Raw genomic sequence first — 17,225 nt, forward strand, 5'->3', positions numbered from 1 at the left:
GAGAATTCGGGGACGGAACCGAGTTAGCGTGGTTCCGGATGGTGTTCCGGATGGTCGACGGCAAGGTCGTACAGCTTCTTCCCGGAGCGGCTCTCGGTCGTGACGAGGTCGTAGTGTTCGAGCTTCGAGAGGTGGGCGTCTCGGAGGTACCGGATGCTCACTGGCTCGTCGTGACGCTCCTGGTACCGCTCGTACAGCTCGCGCTGGATGAGCGGGCCATCGTCGCGAAGGACTTCGTAGATGACGCGCTGGTGGCTGTTCAACTTCGAGTAGGTCTTCCGCGCCATCTCCCGCTCGGCGGCGGGGACTGCCTCGTCGACGAGCCGGACCGGGACGCCGGCGAGGCCCTCCTGGGTGGCCTTCCGCGCGGCGACCCGGAGGACGTTGATCCCCTTCCGGGCGTCGCCGTCGGTGAGCCGCGCGATGCGCTCGAAAACGTCGTCGCTTACGACGCCGGAGCCGAGCCCGGCCCGCGCTCGTCGCTCGAGGATGTCCGCGATCGTGTCGTCGCCGTAGGCATCGAACCGGACGCGGTATCCAACTGAGATGCGCGACCGAACACGCTGGTCGAGGTCGGCGAGGAGGTCGATCTCGTCGTTCGCGATGCCGATCCACGAGAGGCCGCGGAACTCGTGGAGGTCGTAGAGGAGATCGGTCTCACGGAGCTGATCGACCTCGTCGAGGATGACGACGCCCGGCCCGTCGAAGTTGCGGCCGATACGGTCGGCGAGGTCGGACGTCGATGACGAGCGAGGGACGGCCGCGCCGACCAAATCGCGGGCGAGGACCTCGAGCACCGCGTTTCTGGTGTAGTCCTGCCAGCAGTTCACGTACGCGTGCGGGACGTCGAGGACTTCCTGGCGGAGTTCGCGGACCGCGGCGCGGGCGACGGTGGTCTTCCCGGCACCGGAGGGTCCGAAGAGGAAGCAGTTCTCGGCGCGGAAGCCGTCCTCGATCGGCGCGAGGGCGTCGGTCACCTCGTTCATGTGCTGATTGCGGCCGACGATCTCGCGTGGAAGGTGGTCTTCGTCGAAAACGGTGCCGTCTCGTATCACGTCATCGACGACTCGCGCGAGGGTACATAAACCGAACCCCGAGTGTTCCGGATGGTTCCGGATGGTCGAGTCCGCGGATTTTAATAGGATACCGAACCCAGTACAGGACGCCTACGGGTGGGATACCGGCAAAGTGGTGTATCCCACTACCTCAACATCTCGACCAGCGACGCGGCCATCTTCATCACTTCAAGCACCAACTTGATATCTCGCAACCAATCGAGATGGTCTGATTCTCCGTCATCGGTGTCGGAGTCCTCCTCCGACTCGTCGGAGTCGTCACTCATCGGTGTGGCTTCCGCGAAAGGCCGTCAGAACCCTGCCTACGGGTGGTATACCGGCCTTCCGCACCTATTTGTTGCGCGGGATACCCTAAAAAGCCACCCAATCGGAGCGCGATCTTGAGATCTCGAGTCTGTGTCCGGGAACCAGTGGAGAGTCGGACGAGATCGCCCCCGCGGCCGCCACGATCATGCCGAGAACTCCACCCACTGAGTTCAAAGACTGTTTGAGATCTTTGGAGGTGTTTCTGTCTACCATCGTTTATGAACAACTGGAATGAATGTGGCCGTATGAATCCAGCAGCAGGAACGATAGTAATCGGAGCTATCCTCACACTACTGGGGCTTCTAATCGTTCAGGTCTTCTTTTGCCCACCACAGGGTCCTGAGGCAGCTCTCTATTGGTGGGTTTGCTCGATATAGGCGGGGAAGTCGAGCTCGTCGAAAATGGTGCCGTCTCGTATCACATCATCGACGACTCGCGCGAGGGTACATAAACCGAAATCCGAGTGTTCTGGATGTTCACTAACTACCGAAGATTTTGCTCCATTGTGATGAGCGTACCAAAGAAATCGTCTATCGTATCTGGATCCGTTGTTTCCATCTTAAAACGCGCAACTGTAGGGTCAAGGTGGTCATCTGTCTGTAAGTGATCCACCTCAACTTTGAACTCATCTAAGAAGTGCTGAAGAGCTGGTGTATCCCAGAAATCACCGGGAATAGTGGTGTTTTGATACCGGACTACAACAGTTGTCTCACCAGAAATTCTACCAGTCAAAAACTTCCACTTCCGATAGAGAAATCCGTCTTTCTCCCTGAATCGAACTGAGTCGATTGTTATCCCCCAAATATCGCCGAGATGCGTTCTCTCTGCCAACTTCTCATTCAAAAAAAGATCGCGATCACGCTCTCTTTCAAGTCCATTCAGTCGAGATTGGTACGCTATGAACATTGTCCCGACAAACGACGCTGTGATAACATATTCCGCGGGGATTGGAGGTAGACTCATATTGTTTGTAGATTTGGATGACACTTAATCATTAGCAGATTGAAAAAGAGCCGGAGCTAGATCCATGGAAGTATGGCGAGAAGCACTTCCTTCTCGCCCAACTGGCGAGTAGCCCCCTAGTTTTATTACAGGTAGACATGCGGGCGACAGCATGGCAAACGCAGCCGTCTACGCGAGGGTCTCGACCCGTGACCAGGAGCTCGACACGCAGCGTGACAACCTCCTCGACTACGCGCACGATCTCGGCCTCAACGTCGACCACGTCCTCGCGGACAAGTCGACCGGGACCGACACCGACCGCGAAGGCTACCGCGAGCTGATGGAGCTCGTCGAGCACGATGACGTCGACGCGATCGTGGTCCGGTCGATCACGCGAATTTCCCGGAACATGCGCGATCTCCACCGGACCATCGGCGAGATCGTGGAGGATCACAACTGCGGACTCTACGTCCGCAACGACGACCTAGAGATCCCACCCGGAGACGACCTCGACATGCGCGACAAGATCCTTCTGAACACGCTCGGGATGGCAGCCGAGCTCGAGGCCGACATGATCCGCCAACGCGTCGTCGAGGGGCTCCGAGCCGCAGAGGACGCCGGGAAGTGGACCACGCGCCCGCCGTACGGTTTCACGACCGACGACGACGGCTACCTCCAGCCGACCGACGAGTTCAGCAACGCCATCGACGCGATCGTCGCGGTCGAGGAGGAGGGCTGGTCCCACCGGAAGGCTTCACGTCACTCCGGAGTTCCACGAAGAACGATCCCGAATCTGCTGGAGCGGAAAGAACTGTACTTGGATAGGTCTGAGGAGACCTAGATGTGGTTTCTCAGAATGTACTGGAAGAGGATAATCGCGCCAACCGCAGCACCCAGGCCGAGTATGAACTCGATTTCGTAGAAGGCCGAAAACGCGGTCAGTATCATACACAAACTACGCCGTCTCGCTTTTAATTGTTACTTGGAATATCATGTTCGTGTACAAGCGTGAAACAGGACTCACGGCCCAACAATTAACGGGGTAACAGCCGTCCGGATCATCAATTAATGGCTAATAAAAAACAGTACAGCGATGAGGAACTTCTGGAAGACGTGAAACGAGTGGCTCAGATTACTGATCGAGAACCTCCGATGAAGACAAAACAAAGGGGTCTAATTCACAGCCTTCCGGCAAGGTCACCGTTGGGATATCTCTCGTATTTTCTCATTAGAGAGAAGATTGATAAAAAGAATGTAACACCCGAGAATATTACTAGTTGTGGCTTTAATATATACCTATACGATAGAGTGGTATGAAATATCACACCATACTTTCCGAGCTCAACAACGCACATCGATCAAATACTACCTTCGTCGCAGCGGCCAGTGAGATACTCGATTAGATCAATGAGCTGGATATTGGACTTAGCGAGCGCTGAGGGTGAGAAGAGAACGATACACCGGGCTGATGGATCTACTGAAGAACTGTCGGTTGAGCAGATTCTGGTTGACAATGGTGTAATCGCCGGCGTGGTACATTCCATGGAAAGTGACGAACGGTTCTGGATATCGCATGAAATCAGCAATAATCCGGAGGAGGTGGAACAAGTACCTGTATATAAGGGATCACGAAGAGTACGGCAGATACGAGATGAGAATGTTCCAACGATTATTGATGCGGATCCGAAGTTCGTTATAACCGGAATAACTGAAGATGATGGCCGATCTATTTCGTAACAAACTCAGCGTCCATAATCTCGAATCGGGCCCCACCCTCGGACGCATCTGTCACGCGGATTGTCCATCCGTGAGATTCTGCTACCCGCTTCACGATCGAAAGTCCAAACCCGGTTCCATCTCTCGAAGCTGAATATCCGGCCTCGAACAGTCTATCTCGATGCTCATCAGAAATTCCCGGACCGTCGTCTTCGACGTAGAATCCATCATCCAGTTCGCCCACGGTAATGGTTACATCTCTCCCGCCGTGTTCGACGGCATTTCGGAAGAGATTCTCGAACAGTTGACTCACCTGACTCTGATCAGCCAAGATTTTCCGTTCGGTTTCTGTCACAAGCGTTGCGTCGGCGGTCTCGACGTTCAGCCAGCAATTTTCGATAGTAGTTTCGAGATCGATCGGAGCTGTCTCATGGATGTGATCTCCGGTCTTTGCGAGCCGGAGAAGGTCACCGATCAACTCTTCCATCCGACCGAGTGCCTCTTCAGCATAGTCGAGATGCTCGCTGTCACATTCATCACGAGCGAGTTCCACTCGGCCTTCCGCGACGTTTAGGGGATTTCGCAGGTCGTGCGATACGATCGAAGCAAACTGATCGAGGTGATCGTTCTGCGTTTCTAATTTCCGGTTCTGTTGATGTAGTTGCCGGTGATCAACACGCATCCGTCCGTAAATATGGCCTAGAAACAATCCCACGATAACGCCACCATATCCCATTTGGAGAGTGAGGAGGAACTCTTTGACTATTACTCCTCCTTGGGTCTGTTGTCCCCAGATAATGGCGCGAACTGAGACTAGGAATAGCAGAAGTCCAAAGACGCTTCCAGTCGCACCAGTGAGAACTAATGTGTCGGCATCAGGATGGTGGTAATAACGTTGTAGATACCACACAAGAAGGCTGGCAACTATAAGTGGGTGAATAAATCCGATAATGTCTGGAAGAGTGAATGGCCACTCACTTGTGAGAATATAAGCTGAAATAGCTATAGCACCAAAAAATAAAATCAGAAAGATACTACCCCCAGTACGACGACCAACAGCAGACATGATTCAGAATCTATCATTCAGATATAAAAAATAAACGGGTAGTGAGAAGCTGAAATACGTAGGTACAGCATGATTTAGACAGATTTGGCTTTGTAGAAGTCATCGGCTCTGGTGAATCGCCAGAAGGCGTTTGATTTCACGGTTTCACGGCTCGCTTGATGTTGTAGACCGTACACATCAGAACGATCTCACGAAATTCGCGGTACCACGCTCGGGCACGCACCGCGTGGCCGAGCGTTCGCTTGATCGTTGAGAAGACGGTCTCAGACAGCGCTCTCTGGCCGTATAGAGACTCGTCGATTCGCGCGTTATGCGCGCAATCGACGGGCCGGAACTCACGGTGCTTGATCAGCGGTCTCACGTCTTCTTCGCGCAATTTCTCGCGTAATCGCTGCCAATCGTACCCCTTGTCGGCGGCGAGGCTGGCAATCTCGCCCGCGTTGCGGAGGGCGAGTTGCCAGCCGATCTGTGTGTCGTGGCGTTTCTCGGTCGTACAGTGAACATCGAGCACAGCTTGCGTTTTTGTATCGACGAGAGCGGTCGTTTTCAGCGTTTGAACGCGATAGTTCGTCCGACGACAGTAGTGCTTGCTGGCGGTTTCACGGTCGAAGAACGTCGCGTCTATTGCGGCGTGATCGGCGGTGTCGTGCAGCTGCGCCGAGAGGCGCAGCAGCACTCGCCAGATCTCCATCTCGAACCTATCAAACGCCTTGACTAGCGTCGAGTGATGCGGAAGATCGCCTGCTTCGAGGCCGATCTCGGCCACTATTTGTGGCATTTCGCTCAGGAGATCGAGAGCGTCGCGGTAGGATTTCTCTAGGTAAATCCGGAGACAGTGGAGCGAAACGACGGCGTAGTCGGCGAAGCCCCCACCCCCTTCGGGGGCGGCGGCTTCGCCTCGGCCACCAACAGCATTTTTAGCTAACGTGACCGCCTTGCTCGTGAAGCGGGAGATCTTCGACATCAAGCATCGCCGATTTCCCGCTTCACTTCCTTTGATTTGACGGCCTATCCCGCCGCCTTACATCGATTCACCAGAGCCAAGTCATCAGAAGTTGATAGTTGTCCAGTTGTAGGTGGATTTATACTTGCCGACAAATTAATTCTATGCGAATGAATACCACTGCACCCGATTTCGAGGTTCCCGGGATCGACCCGTTCGAGCACGAAATCACACAATATCGATTGAGTGACGCGGTGGACAACGGAAAAGCAGTCTTCCTCTTCATGTATCCGTTCGACTTCAGTCCTGTCTGTACAGGTGAATTGTGCGGGCTCAGCGACGCTCAATGGTACCAGTTCACCGAGAACGTTGAGGTGTGGGGGATCTCGAAAGAGAGCGTGTATGCCCATGACCAGTTCGCCGACGAATACGATCTCACCATCCCGCTTCTAAGCGATTCTCACGCCGATATCGCCAAAGAATACGGTGTGTGCCACGATGAACTAGAAAATCACAAGAACATTCCACAACGCTCTGTGTTCGTCATTAACCGGAATCAGGAAATCGAATACAAATGGACAACCGAGAATCCCTACGAGATCCCGAATTTCTCCCCCATTCAGGAGGCCATCGAACGCCTCTGTACAAATGTTCTCGGAGAAGATGGTGTTCCCGATGTCGAGATCGACTACGAGAAAGGCGTATCTGATTTCTCGTCCCACCGAAATTAATCGATACGCAAGCAAGTTCTCACGACTAATTCAGTTTCAAGATCGAGAAATAAACACCGCGGCAAGAGTTCTATGACACCTTCATACACGTGATAATGGGTCTAATCCCGATAATCCCGAATTTTTATCACGGGTAGACGAAACCGCCGGCGTATGGGGAGTGAAATCCGCAAATTACGCGACCTCGGGAACGGTTCGTACGGCGTCGTCATCCCGCCGGATCACCTCGAAGAGATCGGTCTCAAAGACGGCAGCGACGTCGTTGAGGGACATCTCTACCTGAGCGTCGACGACGAGGAGAATCGGGTCGGAGTGTCACCGGTACGCGACTGACGCGGTGATGGCGGTTCGACTTCGGGATTATCCCCATTATCGGGGTTACACCCATTAAATACGGGCCTTTTCACGCGGCTGACAACCGAATCCAGCCGCACCATGCTCGGTGTAAGACCGGTCGGAGGTGTGCGCCGGCTGTGAGCGGCGTCGCCGACGACGATGACGGCGCGGAGGAGCGGCGGTGGAGGGACTGGAGTGCTGTTTTCGAGGGGCCTGATTCGTGACCGACGAGCCTCGCGGCTTGGCCGTCAGCGATCGCTTCCACGAATATCTCCAGCGATTCCGAGAACGCTACCCGCTCGATACGGATCTGGCGGAGAAACACGGTTTGCCCACCGGAGACGGGCGATTTCGAAGACACATGACACAGACAGCGAGCAGCGGCGGCTACGGAGGTAGCGCATGAACATCAAGAAGACGGGGCTCGCGGCGCTGCTGGCGCTGACGGTCCTCACGTCGATGATCGCGATGCCGGTCGCGGCGGCCGGCGGCATCGGCTGGGGTGACGACGCGAAGACACCCAACCCCGAGATCGCGACCGACGTCACGATCGACGAATGGAACGGCGCGGACATGGACTCCGCGCTCGAGTACTACGACGACGCCAGCGACCAGGCCGATCTCCCGGCAAGCGTCAACGAGAGCAACGACAACCCGGTCACGCTGACCGCGACGGACATCGACTTCGCGGACCGTAACGAGTTCCCGCGGAAGTCCGACGAGGAAGAGAACTCGGCGTCGGCACTCGACGACTCCGAGTGGACCACCTCGGGCGCGACGGTCGGCTCGACGACTACCGCGCCGGGCGTCGACGCGCTCAACTACGTCGGGACCGCTTCGAGCGACTCGGCGACGTACTCGAATTTCACCGTCGACGACGGTGAGAAGTCCTACGTCACGATCGCGGCGGACATCGACTCGGCCGCTGGAACGCCGACGCTCCAGCTGACCGACGGCGACGGCGACTACGTCGAGGTCACCCTCTACGACTCCACCGCGACCGGGGGCGACGATAACGTCCTCGCGAACAGCACGGGCGAGGGCAAGGTGCTCCAGCACCAGGTCGGCGATCTGACCGTTCAGGGCTCGGGTGACGGCACCTTCGGCTCGACCGAGGAAGTCACGATCACCGGCGAGATCGACGCGGACGTCTCCGTGCTCGACGCCGAGCGGACCCGTGAGCTCACCTTCGGTGAGAAGCTCGAGGACACCGACGACGATGACGAGCTCGAGACGGTGACGATCACCGAGCCGCGCGGCGCGTACTCGGTGACTGGCATGGACACGCTCGACGACGTGATGTCCGACGCGAGCGTCTACGGCGTGACCGTCGATGCGGTCTTCCAGGCGTCTGACCTCCAGGACGACGAGGACGTCTCCGCGGCGTTCAGCGACTCGGGCGACTACCCGCAGTGGGACCAGCTCGGTGAGATCTCGTACCGACTCGAACTCCCGACCGCGTTCGACCTGAGTTACGCCTCGCCGGAGCTCCGTGACGAGCCGACGCTCCCGAGCGAGCGGTACAAGAACGCACAGATCGCGGAGGGCACCGACGACACGGAGTTCTCCGAGATCGAATCGTGGACGTCGGTTGTCTCGAACTACGACGGCAGCGAGGAAGTCTCGCTCGACACGACCGTCTCGACGGACACGAGCTACGTCGTGAGCTACGACGTGGTCCTCACGAACGGTGAGGTCTCGGCCATTCAGGACGCCGCGAACAGTGGCGGCGCAGCGGTCATGTCCTCGGGTGGCGGTGGGATCCTCGGTTGGTTCCTCTCGCTCCCCGGCATGATCGTTTCGGCCATCACAGGCCTCGTCGGCATCCGGGTCTTCGGAGGCTCGTAATGTCGACCGATGAGCTTCCCTCCGGAGACGATCCGTCGCCGAACTCCGTGCTGACGGGAACGATCGGATACCTCAACGGGGGCGGAACGCTCGGAGCACTCCTCCAGGGCGCGATATTCGGGACGATCGTCTCGATAGCGACGGGTGGGATCAACCTGATCCAGAGCGTCTTTGGACTGGTGGTCGCGCCGCTCGACTCGACGGCCGAGGGCGTCGGCGAGTTCGTGTCCGCCACGGTGATCGAGCCGCTGGGGATCATCTCGACGAGCGCGGAAGCGTCGGCGACGTCGATCGCGTCGCAGTTCGGCCCGTTCGCGTTCCTCGCGGGCGTCGCCGTGCTACTCGGCGGCTTCTGGATCATGATCCAGTTCCTCGAGCAACCGGAGACCAGCGACACCATCGCTATCCCCGGATTCCCTGACTTGCCGGCGATCGGCCCGATCGACGTCGGCGTGACTGAGGACGGAGAGGAGGACGAGAACTGATGATCCGGCCATCGCGATCTATCCCGGCCTCGGGCGAGGTGAGCGATGGCTGACGGCGACGACAGCGTACTGACGGACGACCAGGAGGAGTCGTTCCTCACCGAAACGAGTTCGATCTCCGGCGTGGACTTCGACCTCGCGTCGGGGATCAACGCCGGAAACGTCGCGAGAGCGATCATCGGCTCGTTCGTCTTCACCGTCGCGCTCGGCGTGAACACGGTGGTCGGCGGGCTGACCGCGGCGTACACCGGTCTCGTCGACGGCGTTCGCGAGTTCCTCACGGTCGGTTCTCAGGAGGTCGAATTCGGATCGACCGGCTGGGAGATCTCCGAAGCGCCGGGACTCGTCGATGTCGTCTTCGGGACGGGTATCGCCGCGATCCGTGGGGCGTGGTCGTTCTCGCTTGACGAGTTCGGCGTGTTTGCCTACCCCGTCGCGATGGCGGTCATCGTCGCGTCGTTCTACGTGATCGGTCGCGGCTTCGACCGTGTTCGAGGTGAGCTGACGTGAGCGACGATATCCAGGAAGGGATCTCGGGTTGGGGCGACCTCAGGCCGCCGTCGATCATCCGGGAATTCATCCAGAACCCGCGGCGGCTGATCGTCGGCGCGGTGCTGACGACGCTCCTCGAATCGGCGTTCAGCGTCGTCTCTCGGTTCATCGACGCGCTCCTGCTGATCTTCGGAGGGTCACAGCCGTTCGTGTTCGACGCACCCGGCGAGACGCTCGGGATCGCGGACCTCCCGGTCGCCATCGCGGCGACGATCGGGACGGCGGGCGGCTCGCTCGGGCGGTCGATCCTCTCGGCGATTCGGACGCTCAACGGTGAGCTCTTCCTGGCGGCCGACGCGGCCGGTCCGTTCTCGCCGATCGTCGTGACGGCGATCGTCGTGGTGGAGATCCTCGTCGTCCTGGCCATCGTGCGGCGCATCGTGTACGTCGTCGCTGATCTCCTCCAGCTTGGAGGGCTGACAGAATGAACGTGAAAGAACTCGCGAAGGATCCGCTGACCAAGCTCACGGCGGGACTGAGCGGGATCGTCGCACTGCTGAACCCCGAGATCGTGTTCGCGCTGACGGATGCGCTCATCGCGTCGGGGCCGCAGCTGTTCTCGGTGATCTCGCTGTCCGCGCTGACGCTTCCACAGGTCCTTCCGCCGTCGTCGACGGGGGAGTGGGCGGTGGTCGCCGCTGGCGTGGTCTTCCTGGCGTACCTCGGTCAGCAGATCTGGAGCAACATCGATCGAGAACTATGACACACAACGACAGCGGACGGACGGAGACGTATCGAGCGGAAGTGAACGGCGGTGAGGGCGGATGTTGACGGTCGCGCTCGGCATCGTAGCGGTCGGAGCGCTCGTCTACGCGGTCGGCGTCGAGGAGAGCCGTGAGGCGGCGGCTCGTGCCGGCTCGGCAGCGTCGACCGCGGGGTCGGCGGCCTCTCGCGGGGCTCGATCGGGTGCGGTCGCCGGGGCAGCTGGCCTCGGGATCGGCATCCAGTTCGGGAACGACCTCGTGACCGCGATCCTCGCCGAACCCGGCTGGTTCGTCGCGGCGATCGCCGGGCTTGCGGGCTCGCTCGGCACCGGGGGCTACCTCGGATCGCTCACGGGCGCGCAGTTCCTGCTGATCGGGGTCACCGTGTTCGTGATCGGCTACGCCGTCTTCGGAGGTGACGACTGATGTCGGTGTCCGGACTGTGGGCGGAGGAGCCTACCCCCGCCCGGATCGCGGTGAGTGTCGGGCTCGCACTCATAGGGTTCTACCTCGCGGCCCAGACGTTCGCCGCCGGACCATCGACGTTCCTCGAAAAGTGGGTGATCGTCGGCGGGCTCCTCGCGTTCGGGCTCGGCACCGCTGACGGGTACCTCGAGGCGGCCGCTCTCGACGAGCTGGAGAACGCGAGGGGAAGTCGATGAGGCTGGCCACACGGCGGACGATCCGGCGGTGGTACCTCGACGCACCCGAAGGGACGTTCTACGCGCTTCTGATCGCCTCGGTGGCCGTTCTCGCACTCGGTGTCATCGTCGACGCCGGCGCGGTGGCTATCGCCGGGATGGTGGGCGGCCTCTCGCTGTTCTGGCTGCGAGGGATGTGGACCACCGACGCGTGCTCGAACTGTCGAGCGGAGATCAACGCGCTCAAACAGCGCTACTGTAGCTGCTGCGGATACCGTCTCGACGATGTCGAGGCGGCACCACCGATCGACGAGCGGATCCCGGAGCGACGGCGTCCGATCGAACTGAACGAACTCGAGCGCTCGCCTCCCGTCGAGACGATCGCCGACGGTGGCGAGTTCGCCGACACCGAGGGGCATCGATGATCTCACTCTTCGTAGCGCCGTTTGTGGCGGTTCTGAGGGCGACGAGAGAAATGGTCGCGTACGTCGGACCGTACGCGTTTCTCGGTGCGATCGGATTAGCGCTCGTCGCAGCCGTGCTCTACGAGCAGTGGGTACACACGGAGGTCCCTCGATGACGCGGGGTGCCGCGGTCGCCGCGGCAAGCCTCGCTATCCTCCTGGTCGTGACGACGGCGACGCCCGCACTGGCGGCCGTGGCACCAACCGAAGACGCGGCGATGCCACAGGCCGAGTCGGGCGATGTCGACTTCGACCCGCCGGGACCGTTCGAGATCTCCCAGCTGCGGACGGGCGGCAACCAGCCGGCAGCGGCACCGCCCGCGGTCCGATACGTGGGCGGCGACCCGCCGACCGGGGCGGTCGCGGTCCGCTACACGCCGGCCGGCCCGCTCGAGAACGAACGTGTCCACCTCGAACGCGGAACGACGCTGAACGCCGACGAGATCGAGCTGTACTCGACTGTGTTCGGATCGGAGTCGACCGGCGAGTACGAGGCGGTCATCACGTACTGGCAGCCGGAGACGGAGACGGTGAACGGGACGACTGTCGAGTACGCGGCGAACCAGGAGGTTCAGCGCGTGACGGTCGACGTCGAGAGCGGTTACGCGACGGCACCGATCGCGTTGAACTCGCACTACAACGATTCGGTGGAGGCGACGATGTGGCTCGAGCGTGACGGCGAGGTCGTCGACGGCGCTCGCTGGCGGTTCACTCACGCGTCGGCTCCGGCGTCTCAACAGGTCCAGATCGAGACCCAAGCGGACGCGTGGTGGTACGCGTTCCGGACGGCGATCCTGCCGGGAGTGGCGTCGATCGTGATCGGGCTCTCGGGAGCGAGGGCAACGCTCAAACGGACGGGCCGCGGGCCAGGATACTCGCTCGGAACGTGGGCGTTCGTGAGCGGCGTCGGCGTGCTGCTGGCGCTCGCCGGACTGTACTACGAGATCTCGGTCGTCGTTCAGCATCTCGACGTGCTCATGGGACTGTCGTTATTGCCGATCGCCTACGGCGGCGGCCTCCGGATGCGGCCACCGACCGAAACGATCGCCTTTGAGCGCAAGGAACTGACCGAGGCGCTGTCGCTTCGTCGCGGCGAAACCGAGGAACGAGCCGACCCGGATGCAGTCCCCGATGGCGGCAAAGCGTCCTCAAGCGCGACCGACCAGATCACGCTCGACGAGGACGGTTACTTCGACGAGTTGTATGAGGATCTGACGCTGCTGCCGACAGTGAGAGCGCCGACGGGCGGCCGACTCCTGCCGAAGAAGGGCATCCGCCCGTTCTTCGCGAGGCTGTTCTCGAGCGCCGCGAAGCTCGATCTCTCCGAGCTCCGGACGCGAGTCCGGGTGAACGGCTCGGCGAGTCAGAAGGTGTACGTCGATCCGGAGTCGGACGTGGCGGTCGACCATCGACCGGCACACCTCCGGCGGCGGATGCCGGTGTGGCACCGCCTTCCGGAGCCGGCCGAGGACGAGAGCCTCTCGGCGATCACTCGTGGCCTCTACGCGGCCCTGACGGCCGCCACGCTGGCACTCCCGCTCATCGGGTGGCACGTCGGGTCGACCGCGTTCAACACGCCGATCGTGGGCGCTGGTGTCGGGCTCGTGCTGCTGGCGGTCGAGAGCTATGAGGCCGTCGACGGCTCGATCGGATTCGAACCGGCACCGCGTCACGACGTCACGGCCGACGCGTCGCTGACCGTCCTCCAGAGCGAGCACTCGGACGCGAAAACACTCGAGGAGTACGAGGAGATCGCGTGGTCCGAGCGGACGTCGACGGCGCTCGAAGCCCGGGAGGTCGACTCTCGGCGCGACGCGAGCATGATCCGCAAACTCCTCGAGGAGGAGCTGAACATGCCCCTCGGCGTGATGGGCCTCGACGAGAACGCCGGCTCGGAGATCGACCGCACGCCGGTCGACGATGGTGGTGTCGGCGACGGTCGCGACGACCGGGAGGGCGACGATGAGTGACGCTGCCGACGTGAAGGCGCGGACGACGCGGCCGGCACTCGACGTCCTCGATCGCGACCAGGATCGGCTCCTCTACACGGGCGACCCGAAGCGAGACCCACCGATCGAACCGCTGTCGGGTGGCTTCTCAACGTACTGGGCGGCGCTCACGTGGTACCAAGCGGCCGGGATCCGAACGCTCGGCCACGTCGAGGACGTCCTCGAGCCGTCGGACATGATGCCGCTGTCGTCCGTCCTCGAGTACCTGCTCAACGCGAGAGGTTCGCCCGAAGGGCGATACGTCCGTCTGCGGACGGTCGAAGGCCTGAGCGATGCGTGTGACCTCGCGTACAAGGAGTTCCGAGAGCGGGCGAACGAACGCGTCGAGGACGAACAGGGCGAGTCATGGAAAGACGTCGATCCCGAGTCGGAGCGGAACCCGTTGATGCGGCCGGCGTTCCGGCGGCTCGACCGGAGCCAGGCGGGGGCGCTGATCCAACTGTGGAGCGGCTTCGAGACTCGCGAGGACGTCGGCCGCTGGGTTCGGTCGCTGGCAGCGCCGACGAACGGGGAGACGCCCGAGGGGCTTCTCAACGCGATCGTGTCGTCGCCGACGCTGCTCGATGCGATGCTCGACACGGACTCTCGAGGAGCGAAGCTGACGCGGTATCGGTTCGCTGTCGGGACGGTGATGCCGTCGTTCCTGGCGGCCGCGAGGACGCTCAACGGCGGCGAGAGAACGGACAGCAGCGGAGAGACACACGAGGCTTGGAACTCATGAGCAAGTCATTCAGCAGTCGACAGACGGAACAGAACGGCCAGGAGAAGGTACTCGACCAACTCCGCGAGGACTTCGATCCGTGGACGAAGTCGCGGCAGGCGCGATACCACGCGGGCGAGAAGTCGTGGGATCGGTTGGACCAACTCCACAACGACGGCGAGAAGATCTATCAGGACTTCGAGGACGAGAACGGGAACTGCCTAGACCCGTTCCATAAGAAGCTGAAAAGCCTCTCGCGGACGGCACGGATCAGCGGGAAGACGGAGGCGCATCCGGTGTATCGGTACCCGAGTGCGTACCTCGACGCGATCATCCACGTCGACGACGCGGAGCTGTGGGCGCTCGAGGACGGTCGCGTCGACGACGACATCATCGCCGACGCTCCCGAGACTCGACGTCGAGTTCTCGAGTGGCTCGCGAAGCCGAAGAACGAGCACGTGCTCGCAGCGATGGGCGACGGCGGGACCGACATCTGGGCACACTCGAAGCCCGGCGGCGGGAAGACGTCGTTCGCGAACGTGATCGGCGGCGTCCGGATGACCGAGATCAACAACGAGACGCTGCTGTGGATGCTCACGCTCGACGAACTCGAGTGTCTCCCGCTCGCGCCGTACATGACGGTCGCGGTGCCGAGAGGCGTCGAGTACGAGGTCCACGCGAAGCCGCGGAACCCGACGCTGCCGACGACGGAGATCTCGCTGACCGACGTGTTCCGCGACACGATCACCTACCGAACCCCGCGGGACCTCATGACGAAGGTCGTCCCCGGTGGGCTCTACGCGGTGCTCCCGGATCCGCTGTTCCGGGGATGCGAGAAGCTGACCACGGCGACGTACACGCCGGCTCGAGACGCAGAGGAGATCTCCGAGGTGACGCCACTCCGCGACGTTAATTTCGCATTCATGGAGACGAGAGCGAAGGACGACGAGTTCCTCCACCCGACGACGATCGTCCACGACGAGTTCTCCGACCTGGTGCCACTGAACCCGGAGGCGAACGAGAACGACCAGAACCGGAAGGTGAAGGGCTACCCCGTATCCCAGGGCAAGGGCCGGAAGAAGAACCTCTCGAACATCCAGCTGTCCCACAGCGTCTCGCGGTGTGACGAGGGAGTTCGCGAAAAGACGCGGTGGTACGTGACGATGCCGAAGACGGCTCCGCCGGCGTCGTCGCTGTCCGGGATCGGGAACGTCCCGATCGACATGAGCTACGTCAACCGGTTCGCGGACCGGACGGGGCGGGCGGTGATCTGGCGGAATCGGAACTACACGCCGATCGAGTGGGCGAACCCGTACCGGAACTACGACTTCCGCGGCGAGATCTCGGTGCGCTACCCGCGCCGGGAGGAGGCCCTCGATGCGATGTAGCGCCTCCAAGGGGGCCGATTTCGGCCGCTTCGATCACGCTAGCCAGCGATTTTCGATGTCAAAGCAAACTTATCCTCCCGAGATCGGTCGGTTCGGAATCTCGCGCGGCTGCTCTCAGCGAACCCCGTACGCGCGCGTAATTAAGGGAACGGGAGGGGGAGGGGGTGAATCATGACTAACGAGGACACGAAAACCGACGACGAGAACGACGGTGGAGAGGAGAACGAGACGGAGTTGCTCGCGTGGCTCAAAGCGACACTGCTCGCGTACGTCGCACGAGTTCGCGCGGAGTTCGCGAAGGCGACCGATGAGATCGCGCCGCAGCTATACGGCACGCTCGATCGCCTCCACATTCCACGGAGCGCACTCAAACCGCTGGCGCTCGCGGCCGTGGTACTCGTCGCGGCGCTCGTGGTCCCAGCCGCGCCGTTCGGCGGCGATCCCGCACCGGAACCCACCGCGGAGCCCGAAGGCGGGAACACGACGGTCTCGCCGCCGGCGGACACGCCGGACTCCGACTCGACCGACGACGGAGACGACTCGACGAGCGACGAGGGCGACATGGCGACCGAGTACCGGCAGGTGGTCACAACGGGGCCATCGTCGGAGACGGCTCCGGCAGCGCCGAAGCAGGTGATGACCTCAGCCGGGAGCCAGACAATGAGCGTCGAGACGGGCGTCGTCGACGGCGAGCCAGCGATCATTCTCGAGGACGACCGGACCCACGACGGTCGGTGGGTCTCGATCGACACGTCGTGGTTCGAACAGCACCTCGGGAAAGTGCCGGCGAACGCGTACATCGACCACGAGACGAACGGGAGCTACGCGGCTCCGATCCGTGTTCAGGGAACTTCGGCGGCGTTCTACGTCGAAGGCTTCTCCTCGAATACGGTCACGTTCGACGGCGAGCTCCAGGTGACGGCCGACTCGGCGACCGACGGCGACACGATCACCTACGAGGCACCGAACGGCGGTGAAAATCTCTCCGTGGAGCTGACCGGCGTCGAGAACACGAAGCCGATGTCGACCTCGACGAGAGTCTCGGGAAGTGAGTCGTTCACGACGACGGTCGGTGGCACGACGGCACCACGCGACGAAGCTGTGACGTTCACGGGCGTGGAGACGACCTCGTCGGGCTCTTCGTCGTTCGGGACGCTCTCGGACGGTGGAACTGCGAGCGTCGATGTCGGCGGGAATCAGGACGCTCGTGACGAGGAGGTCACGGTGACTGGAACCGAGTCGACTTCGTCGGGATCGTCGTCATTCGGGACGGTGGCGAACGGACATTCGACGAGCGTGTCGGTCGGTGGGAACATCGA

The 17,225-nt window shown here is 61.2% G+C and carries 22 protein-coding genes; 17 read left to right on the plus strand and 5 right to left on the minus strand.

Annotation, left to right across the window (positions count from 1 at the left end):
• Positions 1-23: 23 nt before the first annotated feature.
• From OKW78_RS14740 to OKW78_RS14750, 3 genes are all read right to left on the minus strand, one after another.
• Positions 24-1,055 (minus strand): Cdc6/Cdc18 family protein, encoded by a 1,032-nt coding sequence (locus OKW78_RS14740; RefSeq protein ID WP_281195823.1) that lies wholly within the window; start codon positions 1,053-1,055, stop codon positions 24-26.
• A gap of 146 nt (positions 1,056-1,201) precedes the next feature.
• Entirely contained in the window at positions 1,202-1,342 is a 141-nt protein-coding gene (locus OKW78_RS14745; protein ID WP_281195824.1) for a hypothetical protein, read from the minus strand.
• A 523-nt stretch (positions 1,343-1,865) separates the two neighbouring features.
• Positions 1,866-2,345, minus strand: a complete 480-nt coding sequence (locus OKW78_RS14750) for a hypothetical protein (protein WP_281195825.1) — start codon at positions 2,343-2,345, stop codon at positions 1,866-1,868.
• A 151-nt stretch (positions 2,346-2,496) separates the two neighbouring features.
• Here OKW78_RS14750 and OKW78_RS14755 point away from each other — a divergent pair, with 151 nt between their 5' ends.
• Positions 2,497-3,165 carry a recombinase family protein gene (locus OKW78_RS14755; protein WP_281195826.1) on the plus strand — a complete coding sequence of 223 codons (669 nt, stop codon included), beginning with the start codon at positions 2,497-2,499 and terminating at the stop codon, positions 3,163-3,165.
• A 545-nt stretch (positions 3,166-3,710) separates the two neighbouring features.
• Positions 3,711-4,061 carry a hypothetical protein gene (locus OKW78_RS14760; protein WP_281195827.1) on the plus strand — a complete coding sequence of 117 codons (351 nt, stop codon included), beginning with the start codon at positions 3,711-3,713 and terminating at the stop codon, positions 4,059-4,061.
• On the opposite strand, the gene OKW78_RS14765 is transcribed toward OKW78_RS14760, so the two are convergent.
• Positions 4,051-5,106: a HAMP domain-containing sensor histidine kinase gene (locus OKW78_RS14765; protein ID WP_281195828.1), complete on the minus strand. Its 1,056-nt coding sequence runs from the start codon at positions 5,104-5,106 to the stop codon at positions 4,051-4,053. The two genes, OKW78_RS14760 and OKW78_RS14765, sit on opposite strands and share 11 nt — an antisense overlap.
• A gap of 136 nt (positions 5,107-5,242) precedes the next feature.
• Positions 5,243-6,070 carry an IS5 family transposase gene (locus tag OKW78_RS14770; protein ID WP_281195829.1) on the minus strand — a complete coding sequence of 276 codons (828 nt, stop codon included), beginning with the start codon at positions 6,068-6,070 and terminating at the stop codon, positions 5,243-5,245.
• Between the two features lie 149 nt (positions 6,071-6,219).
• On the opposite strand from OKW78_RS14770, the gene OKW78_RS14775 reads away from it, so the two are divergent.
• The 15 genes from OKW78_RS14775 to OKW78_RS14845 form a co-directional block, all read left to right on the plus strand.
• Positions 6,220-6,780, plus strand: a complete 561-nt coding sequence (locus OKW78_RS14775) for a redoxin domain-containing protein (protein WP_281195830.1) — start codon at positions 6,220-6,222, stop codon at positions 6,778-6,780.
• Between the two features lie 153 nt (positions 6,781-6,933).
• Entirely contained in the window at positions 6,934-7,113 is a 180-nt protein-coding gene (locus OKW78_RS14780; protein ID WP_281195831.1) for a hypothetical protein, read from the plus strand.
• Positions 7,114-7,518: 405 nt separating this feature from the next.
• Positions 7,519-8,964: a hypothetical protein gene (locus OKW78_RS14785; RefSeq protein ID WP_281195832.1), complete on the plus strand. Its 1,446-nt coding sequence runs from the start codon at positions 7,519-7,521 to the stop codon at positions 8,962-8,964.
• Positions 8,964-9,449, plus strand: a complete 486-nt coding sequence (locus OKW78_RS14790; RefSeq protein WP_281195833.1) for a hypothetical protein — start codon at positions 8,964-8,966, stop codon at positions 9,447-9,449. The genes OKW78_RS14785 and OKW78_RS14790 overlap by 1 nt, the downstream gene beginning before the upstream one ends.
• 45 nt (positions 9,450-9,494) lie before the next feature.
• Positions 9,495-9,959 (plus strand): hypothetical protein, encoded by a 465-nt coding sequence (locus OKW78_RS14795; protein WP_281195834.1) that lies wholly within the window; start codon positions 9,495-9,497, stop codon positions 9,957-9,959.
• The gene (locus OKW78_RS14800; protein WP_281195835.1) at positions 9,956-10,429 is read left to right on the plus strand and encodes a hypothetical protein; all 474 of its coding nucleotides are present in this window, start codon (positions 9,956-9,958) and stop codon (positions 10,427-10,429) included. Before OKW78_RS14795 ends, OKW78_RS14800 begins: the two co-directional genes overlap by 4 nt.
• The gene (locus tag OKW78_RS14805; protein ID WP_281195836.1) at positions 10,426-10,704 is read left to right on the plus strand and encodes a hypothetical protein; all 279 of its coding nucleotides are present in this window, start codon (positions 10,426-10,428) and stop codon (positions 10,702-10,704) included. The genes OKW78_RS14800 and OKW78_RS14805 overlap by 4 nt, the downstream gene beginning before the upstream one ends.
• 61 nt (positions 10,705-10,765) lie before the next feature.
• Entirely contained in the window at positions 10,766-11,131 is a 366-nt protein-coding gene (locus OKW78_RS14810) for a hypothetical protein (RefSeq protein WP_281195837.1), read from the plus strand.
• On the plus strand, positions 11,131-11,367 hold the full coding sequence (locus OKW78_RS14815; RefSeq protein ID WP_281195838.1) for a hypothetical protein: 237 nt from the start codon (positions 11,131-11,133) through the stop codon (positions 11,365-11,367). The genes OKW78_RS14810 and OKW78_RS14815 overlap by 1 nt, the downstream gene beginning before the upstream one ends.
• Positions 11,364-11,771: a zinc ribbon domain-containing protein gene (locus OKW78_RS14820; protein WP_281195839.1), complete on the plus strand. Its 408-nt coding sequence runs from the start codon at positions 11,364-11,366 to the stop codon at positions 11,769-11,771. The genes OKW78_RS14815 and OKW78_RS14820 overlap by 4 nt, the downstream gene beginning before the upstream one ends.
• The gene (locus OKW78_RS14825; RefSeq protein ID WP_281195840.1) at positions 11,768-11,926 is read left to right on the plus strand and encodes a hypothetical protein; all 159 of its coding nucleotides are present in this window, start codon (positions 11,768-11,770) and stop codon (positions 11,924-11,926) included. The genes OKW78_RS14820 and OKW78_RS14825 overlap by 4 nt, the downstream gene beginning before the upstream one ends.
• On the plus strand, positions 11,923-13,779 hold the full coding sequence (locus OKW78_RS14830) for a hypothetical protein (protein ID WP_281195841.1): 1,857 nt from the start codon (positions 11,923-11,925) through the stop codon (positions 13,777-13,779). The genes OKW78_RS14825 and OKW78_RS14830 overlap by 4 nt, the downstream gene beginning before the upstream one ends.
• Positions 13,772-14,539: a hypothetical protein gene (locus OKW78_RS14835; RefSeq protein WP_281195842.1), complete on the plus strand. Its 768-nt coding sequence runs from the start codon at positions 13,772-13,774 to the stop codon at positions 14,537-14,539. The genes OKW78_RS14830 and OKW78_RS14835 overlap by 8 nt, the downstream gene beginning before the upstream one ends.
• A complete protein-coding gene (locus OKW78_RS14840) occupies positions 14,536-15,906 on the plus strand; it encodes a hypothetical protein (protein WP_281195843.1) in 1,371 nt (456 codons plus the stop codon). Before OKW78_RS14835 ends, OKW78_RS14840 begins: the two co-directional genes overlap by 4 nt.
• A 171-nt stretch (positions 15,907-16,077) precedes the next feature.
• Positions 16,078-17,225 (plus strand): hypothetical protein (locus OKW78_RS14845; RefSeq protein WP_281195844.1); only part of this gene is annotated, 1,148 nt, incomplete at its 3' end.

The organism is Halorubrum sp. F4 (genome assembly GCF_027257195.1).
Classification (GTDB): Archaea; Halobacteriota; Halobacteria; order Halobacteriales; family Haloferacaceae; genus Halorubrum.

What these genes read in the sequence shown, in the direction of transcription:
- OKW78_RS14745 (WP_281195824.1), bottom strand. Translation starts at nt 1,342, where the DNA reads ATGAGTGACGACTCCGACGAGTCGGAGGAGGACTCCGACACCGATGAC.
- OKW78_RS14750 (WP_281195825.1), bottom strand. Translation starts at nt 2,345, where the DNA reads ATGAGTCTACCTCCAATCCCCGCGGAATATGTTATCACAGCGTCGTTT.
- OKW78_RS14755 (WP_281195826.1), top strand. Translation starts at nt 2,497, where the DNA reads ATGGCAAACGCAGCCGTCTACGCGAGGGTCTCGACCCGTGACCAGGAG.
- OKW78_RS14765 (WP_281195828.1), bottom strand. Translation starts at nt 5,106, where the DNA reads ATGTCTGCTGTTGGTCGTCGTACTGGGGGTAGTATCTTTCTGATTTTA.
- OKW78_RS14770 (WP_281195829.1), bottom strand. Translation starts at nt 6,070, where the DNA reads ATGTCGAAGATCTCCCGCTTCACGAGCAAGGCGGTCACGTTAGCTAAA.
- OKW78_RS14775 (WP_281195830.1), top strand. Translation starts at nt 6,220, where the DNA reads ATGAATACCACTGCACCCGATTTCGAGGTTCCCGGGATCGACCCGTTC.
- OKW78_RS14780 (WP_281195831.1), top strand. Translation starts at nt 6,934, where the DNA reads ATGGGGAGTGAAATCCGCAAATTACGCGACCTCGGGAACGGTTCGTAC.
- OKW78_RS14785 (WP_281195832.1), top strand. Translation starts at nt 7,519, where the DNA reads ATGAACATCAAGAAGACGGGGCTCGCGGCGCTGCTGGCGCTGACGGTC.
- OKW78_RS14790 (WP_281195833.1), top strand. Translation starts at nt 8,964, where the DNA reads ATGTCGACCGATGAGCTTCCCTCCGGAGACGATCCGTCGCCGAACTCC.
- OKW78_RS14795 (WP_281195834.1), top strand. Translation starts at nt 9,495, where the DNA reads ATGGCTGACGGCGACGACAGCGTACTGACGGACGACCAGGAGGAGTCG.
- OKW78_RS14805 (WP_281195836.1), top strand. Translation starts at nt 10,426, where the DNA reads ATGAACGTGAAAGAACTCGCGAAGGATCCGCTGACCAAGCTCACGGCG.
- OKW78_RS14810 (WP_281195837.1), top strand. Translation starts at nt 10,766, where the DNA reads ATGTTGACGGTCGCGCTCGGCATCGTAGCGGTCGGAGCGCTCGTCTAC.
- OKW78_RS14815 (WP_281195838.1), top strand. Translation starts at nt 11,131, where the DNA reads ATGTCGGTGTCCGGACTGTGGGCGGAGGAGCCTACCCCCGCCCGGATC.
- OKW78_RS14820 (WP_281195839.1), top strand. Translation starts at nt 11,364, where the DNA reads ATGAGGCTGGCCACACGGCGGACGATCCGGCGGTGGTACCTCGACGCA.
- OKW78_RS14825 (WP_281195840.1), top strand. Translation starts at nt 11,768, where the DNA reads ATGATCTCACTCTTCGTAGCGCCGTTTGTGGCGGTTCTGAGGGCGACG.
- OKW78_RS14830 (WP_281195841.1), top strand. Translation starts at nt 11,923, where the DNA reads ATGACGCGGGGTGCCGCGGTCGCCGCGGCAAGCCTCGCTATCCTCCTG.
- OKW78_RS14835 (WP_281195842.1), top strand. Translation starts at nt 13,772, where the DNA reads ATGAGTGACGCTGCCGACGTGAAGGCGCGGACGACGCGGCCGGCACTC.
- OKW78_RS14840 (WP_281195843.1), top strand. Translation starts at nt 14,536, where the DNA reads ATGAGCAAGTCATTCAGCAGTCGACAGACGGAACAGAACGGCCAGGAG.